Annotated in this window: 10 protein-coding genes and 1 pseudogene; 2 read left to right on the forward strand and 9 right to left on the reverse strand. The window is 61.7% G+C overall.

Annotated elements, in window-relative coordinates; translation table 11 throughout:
- Positions 1 to 156: 156 nt before the first annotated feature.
- Positions 157 to 621 carry a DUF1203 domain-containing protein gene (locus G442_RS0116450; protein ID WP_035376801.1) on the reverse strand — a complete coding sequence of 155 codons (465 nt, stop codon included), beginning with the start codon at positions 619 to 621 and terminating at the stop codon, positions 157 to 159.
- A 327-nt stretch (positions 622 to 948) separates the two neighbouring features.
- Complete coding sequence (locus G442_RS0116455; protein ID WP_026398872.1) at positions 949 to 1,845, reverse strand: fructose bisphosphate aldolase; 897 nt, start codon at positions 1,843 to 1,845, stop codon at positions 949 to 951.
- A gap of 41 nt (positions 1,846 to 1,886) precedes the next feature.
- Here G442_RS0116455 and G442_RS25305 point away from each other — a divergent pair, with 41 nt between their 5' ends.
- Positions 1,887 to 2,084, forward strand: coding sequence for a hypothetical protein (locus G442_RS25305; RefSeq protein WP_146882603.1), 198 nt, complete (start codon positions 1,887 to 1,889; stop codon positions 2,082 to 2,084).
- Between the two features lie 4 nt (positions 2,085 to 2,088).
- On the opposite strand, the gene G442_RS22890 is transcribed toward G442_RS25305, so the two are convergent.
- From G442_RS22890 to G442_RS22900, 5 genes are all read right to left on the reverse strand, one after another.
- The gene (locus G442_RS22890; protein ID WP_051292450.1) at positions 2,089 to 3,573 is read right to left on the reverse strand and encodes an amino acid permease; all 1,485 of its coding nucleotides are present in this window, start codon (positions 3,571 to 3,573) and stop codon (positions 2,089 to 2,091) included.
- 15 nt (positions 3,574 to 3,588) lie between these two features.
- Positions 3,589 to 3,726, reverse strand: coding sequence for a hypothetical protein (locus tag G442_RS25310; protein ID WP_154660402.1), 138 nt, complete (start codon positions 3,724 to 3,726; stop codon positions 3,589 to 3,591).
- Between the two features lie 238 nt (positions 3,727 to 3,964).
- Positions 3,965 to 4,924 carry a retroviral-like aspartic protease family protein gene (locus G442_RS22895; protein ID WP_246789499.1) on the reverse strand — a complete coding sequence of 320 codons (960 nt, stop codon included), beginning with the start codon at positions 4,922 to 4,924 and terminating at the stop codon, positions 3,965 to 3,967.
- A gap of 124 nt (positions 4,925 to 5,048) precedes the next feature.
- Positions 5,049 to 6,020 carry a prolyl aminopeptidase gene (gene pip, locus G442_RS0116475; protein WP_035376802.1) on the reverse strand — a complete coding sequence of 324 codons (972 nt, stop codon included), beginning with the start codon at positions 6,018 to 6,020 and terminating at the stop codon, positions 5,049 to 5,051.
- Positions 6,017 to 7,027 carry a tyrosine recombinase XerC gene (locus G442_RS22900; protein WP_051292446.1) on the reverse strand — a complete coding sequence of 337 codons (1,011 nt, stop codon included), beginning with the start codon at positions 7,025 to 7,027 and terminating at the stop codon, positions 6,017 to 6,019. The genes pip and G442_RS22900 overlap by 4 nt, the downstream gene beginning before the upstream one ends.
- A gap of 69 nt (positions 7,028 to 7,096) precedes the next feature.
- Between G442_RS22900 and G442_RS0116485 the strand changes: the two genes are divergently transcribed.
- Positions 7,097 to 9,334: a primosomal protein N' gene (locus G442_RS0116485; protein WP_026398874.1), complete on the forward strand. Its 2,238-nt coding sequence runs from the start codon at positions 7,097 to 7,099 to the stop codon at positions 9,332 to 9,334.
- Positions 9,335 to 9,624: 290 nt separating this feature from the next.
- On the opposite strand, the gene G442_RS0116490 is transcribed toward G442_RS0116485, so the two are convergent.
- The gene (locus G442_RS0116490; RefSeq protein ID WP_026398875.1) at positions 9,625 to 10,944 is read right to left on the reverse strand and encodes an MFS transporter; all 1,320 of its coding nucleotides are present in this window, start codon (positions 10,942 to 10,944) and stop codon (positions 9,625 to 9,627) included.
- 445 nt (positions 10,945 to 11,389) lie between these two features.
- Positions 11,390 to 11,620, reverse strand: a pseudogene (locus G442_RS24560) (hypothetical protein); the annotation flags it as partial.

The following is an 11,620-nucleotide window of genomic DNA, read 5'->3' on the forward strand; positions in this document are numbered from 1 at the left end:
CCTCCGGCTGGCCTGACGCGCAAAATCCGGCGACCCACCGCCGTCGCGCGACCGTGAACGGAGTACGACGTAACCACAGGCTCAGATTGATGACGCCGAAGCGGCGCGGAAAGTTCCGCCTGTTTCGACGCCCTCAATCAGACGCGCCTCCCGCTCTCAGGCCCGAACAATACGGGCTGCGTAACATCCTCGTTTCGCATAATGTACGTGAAGATAAGACACGTCGGGATTGGCAAAGAAATGCTCAATTAGCGGCGGCAGATTAGCCCCTTCGGCGGGATCGGCGTCGATAATCTCGCCTGCCACATTGAACGCCCGCAGCGAAATCATACGTATTTTTACGGCTTCGGGGATCGTGTCGATTATGTTGGCCGCGCGCGCTGCGCCTTCCTTAATGAAAATGGCGTGCCGCGACCGGTACGGCGTCACGGCGGGCTGATGCTCGTAATTGAGCAGAATGGCGCTTTCCCCGATTTCAAGATCACGAATTTCGATGCGATCGGGAAATCCCGGCTGGGCGTCAACCACGCACCGCCTTGCGCCGATCACTGACAGTTCCTCATCCGAAAGTCTGGAAAGCCACGTGAACTCGCTCGCGTCGAGCCCTTGAATGCAGAACATATGCGCCTCCTTTTCTGGCGCTATGGTTCTGACGGCTCGCAGGTGTTTCTACGCTCCGAATCTTGCGATCAAATTACATTAACCACGTGCGGTTTTAGTCCGCAGTAGATACGCTGGATTTTCAGGCTTCACACAACGGCCCGGAGAACAGACGTTCACAGGAGAATAAGGAAGGAAATTCGACCCGACGACGGACGCCCCTCCTGCGCCCTGCTCTTCGGAGCGCAATAGGCTGCGGGGGAAAAAACCGCGCATCGGCGACAGGAAGAAGCACTCCCGCCAAACCGGAACGCCGGTTGGCGGGAGCGGAAGAACCGAACGAGCGGTTCAGACCTTTTCGACGGACGCCGTGTAGATCTTGTCGATCGCGGTCTTCAGGGCCGCGTCGAACTCCGCATCGCTCATCGAGACCTTCAGGTCGCCGACCAGCGCACGGGAGAAACTGGCGATCAGACCGTGATTCGCGGCCAGACGCTCGCACGCTTCATCCAGCGGGTAACCGCCAGACAGCGTCACGACCCGCTCGACGCGCGGATGCTTGACGAGGTCCAGATACAGGTCCGGCACATCGGGGATCGTCAGCTTCAGCATGACCTTGTAATCACCCGGCAACGCGTCGAGCCCCTTGAGCAGCTCTTCGCGCAGGATCGCTTCCGCGCCCTTCTTGTCCGGGCTCTTGATCAGCACTTCGGGCTCAAGGATCGGCACAAGCCCATGGGCTGCGATCTGCTCTCCAAGCTTGAGCTGCTGTGCTGCGATGGCGGCGATGCCTTCGCGATCCGGCAGATTGACGACAGAACGCTCCTTGGTGCCGTAAACGCCAAGCTTCGCGGCGCGGGCGAGGAGCTCATCGAGGCCGGGGATCGGCTTCATCAGACGAACGCCGTTCTTTTCGTCCTCAAGCCCCTTGTCGACCTTCAGGAAAGGAACAACGCCGCGATCGTTCCACAGATAGCTCGGGACAGACCTGCCCTCGACTTCCCCGTCCATGGTGCGTTCGAAGAGAATGGCGCCGATCACCTTCTCGCCCGTGAACGCCGGGGAGGTGATGATGCGACAACGCATCTCATGCATCAGGCGAAACATCTCTTCGTCGCCGGAATAGCTGCCCTCGGGGATTCCATAGAGCGCCAGCGCCCCCGGGGTCGACCCGCCGCTCTGGTCAAGCGCGGCGATGAAACCACCCTTGCTGGACATCTGCTCTTTCATCCGTTCAATGGACATCTTACGTTTCTCTCTGCTGAACTCAGGATGCGTGCCGGGACATGACGTCCCGCAGATACCGGCGTCGACGGCGCGTGCCGAACGCTGAACGTCCGGGCGGGTCACCCTTCATCGCCCACGAGCCGATGGCGCACGGAGGAGTGTCGCAGGTCCGGGCGACCTGTGTTCCGCCCCTCCGGCAAGTGCCGCAAGAATTGCACGACGCGCGCATCTTCGCCAGCGTCATGCGCCGCAAATGACGCGTTAATCCTGTTCGTGCTCAAGAATGCGGCGCGTCAGCTCGATGGACGGAACAGTTTCCGGCATCATCATCGGCGGCTTGTTCCTGACCAGAAGCCAGCCCACGAACAGCATCGCTGCAATCAGTGGCGACGCCGCAATGGTGAAGACGCCTGCCGGATAATCAAACGCCATGAGAACCACGACACCCGCGAGAAAGGCGATGGTCAGCCACGACATCGCCTGACCACCGGGCATGGGAAACGCGCTTGCCGGACGCTCGCCACGCTTCACCAGACGTCGGTAGGCAATCTGGCTGCCAAGGATGAACATCCAGGTGGCGACAATGCCCAGGGCCGAGAAATTCAGGACGATCTCGAACACCTGCGCGGGCACGATGTAGTTAAGGCCGACGCCGATCAGATAGATCGAAACCGTCAGAAAGATGCCTCCCGACGGGACGGAACTGCGATTCAGGTGGGCGAGGAACCGAGGCGCGGAGCCCCCGACCGCAAGCGCCCGAAGAACGCGGCTGGTGGAATACAAACCGGAGTTCAGGCTGGAGAGCGCTGCCGTCAGGACGACGATATTCATGATCGTATCAACGCCCGGAACGCCCAGCGCCGAGAAGAACGTGACGAACGGGCTGACGCCCGCGTGATACGCCGTCCACGGCAACAGGCAGACCAGCAGCACGACGGAGCCGACATAGAACAGCGCGATACGCCAGATCACGCTGTTGATGGCCTTCGGCAGAATGGTCCGGGCGTCCGAACACTCGCCCGCCGCCGTGCCGATGAGCTCAATACCCGAATACGCGAAGACCACGCCCTGCGTCAGGATCAGCGCCGCCGCCACGCCATGCGGAAAGAAGCCGCCGTTATCGGTGATGAGATGCAACCCCGTCATATGCCCGTCCACCGGCATGCGCGAACCAAGCACCACCGTTCCGACGATCAGGAACAGCACCAGCGCCACGACCTTGATCAGCGAGAACCAGAATTCCATCTCGCCGAAATACTTCACGCCTATCAGATTCATTCCGGTCACGATGCACAACGCGCCAAGGGCGAAGACCCATTGCGGCACGCCGCCGAAAACCGGCCAGAAATGCATGTAGAGCGCGACCGCAGTGATATCGACGATGCCGGTCATGGCCCAGTTCAGGAACGACATCCACCCGGCGACATAGGACGCCTTGTCGCCGAGAAATTCCTGCGCATAGGAGACGAAGCTGCCGCTGGTCGGGCGGTACATGACCAGTTCGCCCAGCGCACGGAGAATGAAGAACGAAAACGCGCCGCACACGAGGTAAACGATCGCAAGCGACGGACCTGCGCTCTGCAGCCGCGAGCCCGCACCAAGGAACAGCCCCGTGCCGATGGCCCCGCCTATGGCGATCATCTGAACCTGCCGGTTGCCAAGCCCCTTGTGGTAGCCTTCCTCCGTTACGCCAGCGCCCTGCGTGGCGTTTGCGGAGGATCCTTCTCCAGCCGGACTTCTGCTCACCGCGTCTCTGCTCATTCAGCTCTTCACCTTCATTCTCGGGTCCGCATGGTCAGGGGCCACAAGGTTTCGGACCAGCGCAACGCCGCCGGGGCGACGTACGTCGACCCGGCTACCAGCCGCCACAGTCAGGACCGGGCTCTGGTCGCCACGCATATACGTTCTTTCATTGCGGGCAGTGCATATCCGATCCTGCTCTCATCGCAAGACCCGGCTATCTGGAGACACGGGGAGCCTGTTCATCCCCGGACGAGCCCCCCGGCTCGCGTCGGCGGCAAAAGCCGGACGGAAAAACGCAGACGTCAGGCCTGATCGAGAGCTTCGTTTTCTCATCAAAACAAGCTGTCAGAGCGTCGCCTGGGAGACAAGTGAATTCCATGGTGTTCGCTATGGATCAACGCCCGGACGACGCCTTACGCGCATTGGCGACGAAGACGCGGCCATCGCGATAAGAAATCCACACACGGCGTTGCGCGAACCAGTCCGACCCCAGCAACATGTTCACTGGCTCGGAAACCCGCGCCACGGTGAGGACCGGATTCAACTCGGTCTCGCCGCCGATGGTCAGGCTGTGAAAGCGATGCCACCGATAGATCGACGCCCTTCCATCCACGCCCGCAGTCGTTCCGCCAGAATCTCGCTCCAGCGCGTCTTTCGTGACGCCCAGAGCCGCCGCAGCCTCTTCGGAAACGATTCTGGACCGAGCGCCGCTGTCCAACAGTGCGGTCAGGTCGTGACCATCCAACCTGATTTTCAGGACAATCCGCCGTCCGCGCCGTGTCGCTGGAAGAGGCGTCCAGCCGCCTTCGACATGGGGCGGTTGCTCGCATGCGTCCGCAGCCCCCTTCGTCCAGAACGCCATTCTCCCGCCCGACGCATCGAGTTCGAGCGCGTCAATGCGCCCCCCGCCTGCAAGCCCCAATGCGGGCGGATGCCAGAGCACGGCACCGTCTCCCGACAACAGATCGCCGCCCAGCAGCCCTTCTACTGGTGGGTGAATATTCGGTCGCGCGGGCAAAAAACCCATAGGCAGCGAAACCGGCCCCAACTCCAGCCCGCCTATCCGCAGACTCCGCGCGATTACGTTCGGCGCAACGCCGCCGTCGCCCCCCGGCCCGGCGAGACGCGTGCTTCTGAGCGGGTCCGTAGGAAGCGCCATTTCGCGCGCAAAGTCCGGAGAGATCAGGCTGCCTTCGGAACCTGTGTCGACCACCAGACTGATGGTCCGACCGTTCACCGACACCGGAGCAGACAGGAACCCGAGATCGTCGCGCAACGGCGCTTCGGCAAGCAGGTGCGGCGCGCAGGAGTGCCCCGCCGCGAGGGCGCAGAAGGGCGTCAGAAACGATGCCAAGACGACGAATACCCTTCGCGCCGGCAAACGCCGCGCGATCGGGCCACGCGACGAGCCCCTCGCGCAAACCATTCGGGTTTCCATCCTGGTCCGGGTCGTCACGAACATACGTCCCTGTCGCCCGTCAGGAGAGCTGGTCCGCAAAGCGGTCCACCACGTCGAGTAGGGCGGAGAGGATGCCGGGCTCGGACACTGCGTGCCCGGCGTCGTCGATCATTACGAACTCCGCTTCGGGCCATGCGCGATGCAGATCCCACGCTGTTCGAACCGGAGTGGCCGTATCGTATCGCCCTTGCACGATCACCGCCGGAATGTGCCGGATCGCCTCCACGTCCCGAATTAACTGCCCCTCGTCCATCCAGCCTGCGTGGACAAAGTAATGGTTCTCGATCCGCGCGAAGGCGAGCGCGTATTTCGGGTCCCGGTGCTGGGTGGCAAACCCCTCATTGGGCAGAAGCGTGATGGTCTCGCCCTCCCAGACCGACCACGCCACGGCCGCCGAACCGCGAACGTTCTCATCCTCACTGGTCAACAACTTCCGGTATGCCGACATCAGGTCGTGACGCTCATCCGCCGCCACAGGTTCGAGAAAACGTTCCCATTTGTCAGGAAACAGCCAGGAAGCGCCTTCCTGATAATACCAGTGCAGTTCCGCTTTCCGCAGAGTGAATATCCCGCGCAGGACCAGCGCGCTAACGCTTTGCGGATGCGTTTCGGCGTAGGCCAGGGCCAGCGTCGATCCCCAGGAGCCGCCAAACACCAGCCATTTTTCGAAACCACACATTTCACGCAGCCGCTCGATGTCGTCGACCAGTCGCCATGTGGTGTTGTTCTCAAGCGAGGCGTGCGGCGTCGACCGGCCGCAGCCGCGCTGATCGAACAGAAGCACGTCGTACCGTTCCGGATCGAAGAGCTGACGCTGGGTCGGCGTGCATCCGCCGCCCGGCCCGCCATGCAGCACCACCGCAGGCACGCCGCCGGGCTTTCCGCATCTTTCCCAATAGACGAGGTGCCCTTCGCCCGTGTCCATCATGCCGTGCGCGTAGGGTTCTATCGGCGGATAGGGCGTGCGGGGCGCGGCAGTCGTGTTCGTCACTCTGATTCTCCTTTTTCACCTGCGCGAAGCCCTTCTGCGCCATCCGCCGCGCCCAGAGCCGCGCGCGGGTGGGCGCGCTCCCAGACGTCCAGCAGCCGCGCCTCGTCCGCCAGCGTGTAGCGTTGTGTCGTCGAAAGACTCGCGTGCCCCAGCAACTCCTGTATCGAGCGCAGATCGGCGCCGCCTTCCAGAAGATGCGTCGCGAAAGAATGGCGCAATGCATGGGGGGTGGCGTGGTCGGGCAATCCTTCGCCGATGCGCCACTCCCGCATCGCCCGTTGCGCGACCGCAGGATTCAGGCGACCGCCTCTAACGCCGGGAAATAATGGTTCGTCTCGGGCGGGAGACGGATGCGCCCTCCGCCACTGCGTCAGGGCGTCGAGGACGCGAGGCACAAGCGGAGCAAGGCGCTCCTTCCCTCCTTTGCCGACAATGCGGAGAAAGGCGCCCGCGCGCGCCGCATCGAAATCTCCGACATTCAACGCCAGCGCTTCGGAGATACGCAGCCCCGCGCCGTAGAGCAGCAGGAACAGCGCCTCGTCGCGCGCCTGCGCCATGGGCGTCCGCTCGGTGGCCGCAACGCCCGGCGCGACCTCCGCCGCATCGCTACGCGTGAGTGGACGCGGCAGCGGCGTCTTGGCTCGTGGCGTCACCAGAAGCTGCGCCGCCGGGTTTTCGACGTTCAGGCGCCTGTCGAGAAACCTGAAGAAAGACCTGAGCGTCGACACCCTTCGCGCACGCGACCGGGCAGCGCGATCACGCGTCGTCGCCGGGCGTCCGCCATGCGGGGTCAGCGCCCGGGTCTGTTCATGCGCCAGCCACGCCCGCAGATCAGAGAGCCCCAGTGCGCCCAACGCCTTCAGGTCGAGCGGCGCGCCGCGATGCTCCGTCATGAAGGAAAAAAACAGGGCCAGATCGCCGCGGTAAGCGTCGATCGTACGAGGCGAAGCGCCACGCTCGGCCGCGAGCCACGACAGGAAAGCGGCGACGGCGTCTTCGCCCGTCACGTAAACCGCCCGTCACATACCGTGGCGCTTGACGGAAGACAGACGACGCGAGAGCGGTTACAGAGGGTCATGGCGCAAACCAGCCTACTGGAACCCCAGCCGCCGCGAAAGCGCGTGGCCGTGCTTCTGCCGTTACCATTTCCCTGCCCGCTCGATTACGCCGCGCCGCCTGCGCTTGCGGACTCGTTGCCACCCGGCGCCATCGTCTCCGTCCCTCTGGGCGGACGGCGCGAGACCGGCGTCGTGTGGGATCAGACGCCGCTGCCCCCCGACCTCACCCCGCCGCCGCCGCCTGAGATCGCCGATTCCCGATTGCGCGCCGTCTCCACGCTCGTCGACGCGCCGCCCATGCCGGAAATGCTGCGGCGGTTTATCGACTGGGTCGCCGCCTACACGCTCGCGCCGCCGGGCATGGTGCTGGCGATGGCCCTGCGCCCCCATCTGCTTGGAACGCAGGCCGGGCCGCGCTCCGGGTGGGCCGCCGCCCCGACGCTTCCCGAAGGACTGCGCATGACACCCGCGCGCCGGTCCGTCCTCGCCGCGCTGGAAGAAGAATCGCCCCTGAGCGGTGCGGAACTCGCCCGACGCGCGGGCGTCGGCGCTGCGGTGATTCGCGGGTTGGCGGACGCGGGCGCACTACTCGCCGCCCTGCTGGGGCCGATCGCGCCGTTCGCCGCGCCCAACCCCGATCACAACCCGCCTGTTCTGAGCGGCGCGCAGGATGTCGCCGCCACCGCGCTGCGCGCCCTGACGCGAGAACATCGCTTCAGCGCCACATTGCTGGAGGGCGTGACCGGCTCGGGCAAGACCGAGATCTATCTGGAAGCCGTGGCGGAGTGCATCGCCGCTGGTAGACAGGCTCTGGTGCTTCTGCCGGAAATCGCGCTGTCGGCGCAGTGGATGGAAAGATTCGCGCGGCGGTTCGGCGTAACGCCTGCAACGTGGCATTCAGAAATTGGCCAGCGAGCGCGGCGTCTGACATGGAATGCGGTCGGCGACGGTTCCGCGGGGGTGGTCGTCGGCGCACGGTCCGCACTGTTCCTGCCGTTTCGCGATCTGGGTCTGATCATCGTCGACGAAGAGCATGAAACGACCTTCAAGCAGGAAGAAGGCGTCACCTACAACGCTCGGGACATGGCCGTCGTCCGCGCCCGTCTGGCGAACGCACCGGTGATCCTTGCCTCAGCGACGCCAAGTCTGGAAACGCTGAACAACGTGGAGACTGGTCGTTACGGCCACCTCGTCCTCCCGTCGCGCCATGGCGGCGCAGCGATGCCCACGACGCGACTGATCGACATGCGAATGGCGCCACCGCCGCGCGGGCGTTTCCTCTCGCCCGCCCTGATCGACGAAATCGGTTCGACGCTCGCGCGCGGCGAGCAGGCGATGCTGTTCCTGAACCGACGCGGCTATGCGCCGCTGACGCTCTGCCGGGCGTGCGGGCAGCGCATGGAGTGCCCGCACTGCACGTCCTGGCTGGTCGAGCACCGCAAGCGGAAAATTCTGTGCTGCCACCACTGCGATTATCGCCAACCGATACCGGAGACCTGCCCGCAGTGCGGCGCGGAGCACAGCCTGACCGCCATTGGCCCGGGCATAGAACGCATTACCGAAGAAGCTGAAGAGACGTTTCCCAACGCGCGCGTTCTGGTCATGGCCAGCGACACGGTCGGCGGTCCCGCCGCCATCGCAGAGGCGGTGGAACGCATCGCGCAGCGAGATATAGACCTGATCGTCGGCACGCAAATCGTCGCCAAGGGCTGGCATTTTCCGCATCTCACGACTGTCGGCGTCGTCGATGCGGACCTCGGCCTAGGCGGCGCCGACCTGCGCGCGGGCGAACGCACGATCCAGCTTCTGCATCAGGTTGCCGGTCGCGCGGGACGCGCGGAAGCGCCGGGGCGCGTGCTGCTGCAATCCTATGCGCCGGAGCATCCAGTGATGGAGGCGCTGGTGTCGGGAGATTTCAGGACGTTCATGGAGGAGGAAGCCCGGCAGCGACAGCCCGGCTTCTGGCCGCCCTTCGGGCGCCTCGCGGCCCTGATCGTCAGTTCGGAAAATCCCGAGGCTGCGCTGGACACGGCGCGAAGGCTGGGTCGCGCCGCTCCCGAAGCGCCGGGCATCGAGGTTCTTGGCCCTGCCCCTGCACCGCTCGGACTGCTTCGCGGTCGGCATCGGCATCGCCTGTTACTGCGCACTCGCCGCGCCATAGCTGTGCAGCCGATCCTGCGGCAGTGGCTGGCGAAGGTGAAAATTTCTGCAGGTGTAAGGGTCGATCTGGACGTGGACCCGGTGTCGTTTCTGTAGATGTGGCCGCTGTACCAACACGAGGGAGTATCCAGCCTCAGGTAAAAATCGGCCGAGGAAACGACGCGTCAGCTATCTCGCCATTTTACATCTGGAGCGTCACCCGGAAGGTGACGCTCCAGACAACAATTGCAGATGATTCATAGAGTCGCGCAAAAGTGGAACGATATCGTCACACAGTAAAGTGATCCAGATCTCTGCATGCTGTGAAGCCAAGTTTAGCGGGTCAGAAAGAACTCCGAATCCCTGCCACGAAGGCCCATTTGGGCTTTCGTGACATCCCGCCAGACTCAGGCCGCTTCTTGCAGGCGTAGTTCTCTCTCTGCACGAGCCTCGAGCATCCGCGTATGTTTATGCGCCTCAGGTGAGATGCGCAGGTAAAGCGTCATTGCTCCTGCCGCGAGGTATAGGCCGGAGAAGGTCCAGATCACGCCCTCCAGTCCAAGGCCAAACCAGGACTCACAGACGCCCACAACTGCAGGACCGACCCACGTGCTGGCCCCTGCCCCAAGACCCAGAATCGAAAGAGCCGCAGCTTTTTCTTTGGGAACGATCAACGGCATCAGACCTGACATCGGGACGAACGCAGCGACGGTGCCGCCATAGATAAAGCCGGCAAGGGCTGCGAGCATGAAATTACCCGGATACCAGATCGGCGTGTAGTAAAAGAGAGGAATAGTTAGGCACGATCCGACGCACCCGAAAACGGCAACTACAAAACGGTGCCCCAATTTGTCGGCGACCATGCCTGCCACAAGGTTAAACAGGATATTTCCAAGAAAGATGATCGATAGCAAATCCAGCCATTGCGCCTGCGTATAATGAAGAACATCCACGAAGAACGCAGGCATGATCGCAAGAAAAGCATATTCCGAAGACGTATCGACAGTCCTGATGATACCCGCGACCAAAGTTTTTGGTTCGCGCCACATGATGCTGATCGAACCAAAAAACACGTCCTTCTTGTCGACAGGTTTCTTGATTAAAGGATGTGATCCCGTCTGTTCGCGCACCAGCAGCAACGCAATCAGACCGCCCGCAATCACCAGTCCAAGCGAGCACCAGAACGTGGCCAGTTCTCCGATATGGGGAATGGTGTACCGGGCGAATTGCGAGCCAAGCGTGGGAAGACCGGCAGAGAACGAAAACCAGAACCAGCCTGCTGCGGAGCCGAGCATACGGGCAGGCGTCGCTGCAGCGATCCAGACTAAAAAACCGTAAGCAAACAGCGGATACGCGAAACCACGCAAAGTATAGAACGTGAGAGTCATTGCGAAATTGTCTGGACCAAGCCCCAACGCAAGGAACCCCACCTCAAGCGCAGCCCACATGATCAGACCGGCCCACATCGTGCGGCGCGGGCCATACAGGTTTGACAGTGGACCTGACAGCCACGCCGATATCATCACGGTAACGCCATAGGTCGTAAAAAGAAGATTCACGTCCGCCTGAGTGTGCCCATGATGCAGCATGAATGTATCGAGATAGCCCGCCTCAACGCCATCGCCCACCATGAAGAGAAGGAGGCCGACAAATCCGAAGAAAAGAGATGACGGGATACCCAGAACGCCGGAAATACCCCGACGCTGACTTGTGATTGCGCCTGACAAAAATCTGTCTTTCTTGACTGAGCGACTGCAGAATCGGACATGCGTGTCCCGGCCCGCCGACACGTGGTCAAAGCAGGTTGCAGCGCACGGCTTCGCGTAAAGGCGAAAGCCTCGTTTCGGAAAGTCACGTCAATGAACAACATTGACGTGGCATCACCATGAATAGCGATGCAGAAACTGTGATATTTCCTGTTGATAAATCGCCGCACACGCAGTTGTCAACGAATTTCCATAAAAAGTCCGTATTTGGTAAAAGAAAATAAAAATAATGATTTTTATCTGAAATAAAAAAACTCAATATCTCGGATTTTTTGTCGTTTATTTTGAAATTAACTAGATAATTTTTATCTATTAAAAATAAAATATCTTTACCACGGTTTCGAAATATTCGCCACACGCCCAACACTCCATGAGAATACGAGTGTCGTTGACTCCGAATGGGTGGCTATTTTACGTATGAGACACTGGGCGACTGGAGATCAATCGCGGCGTTCGGGACTGATTTCCACACATCAGCACTGAAGCTTAATGCGATGTGGATTGCGGACATGAACGTATGGGCGCTGCGGTCGTATCTGGTTGCAACAGGTCGCCAGTCTTTCAGCTTTGCGAACATGTTTTCGATCAGATGGCGTTTTTTATACAGGCGCCAGTCGTAAGGCGGCTTTGATTTCCG

Source organism: Acetobacter nitrogenifigens DSM 23921 = NBRC 105050 (genome assembly GCF_000429165.1).
GTDB classification, from domain to species: domain Bacteria; phylum Pseudomonadota; class Alphaproteobacteria; order Acetobacterales; family Acetobacteraceae; genus Acetobacter; species Acetobacter nitrogenifigens.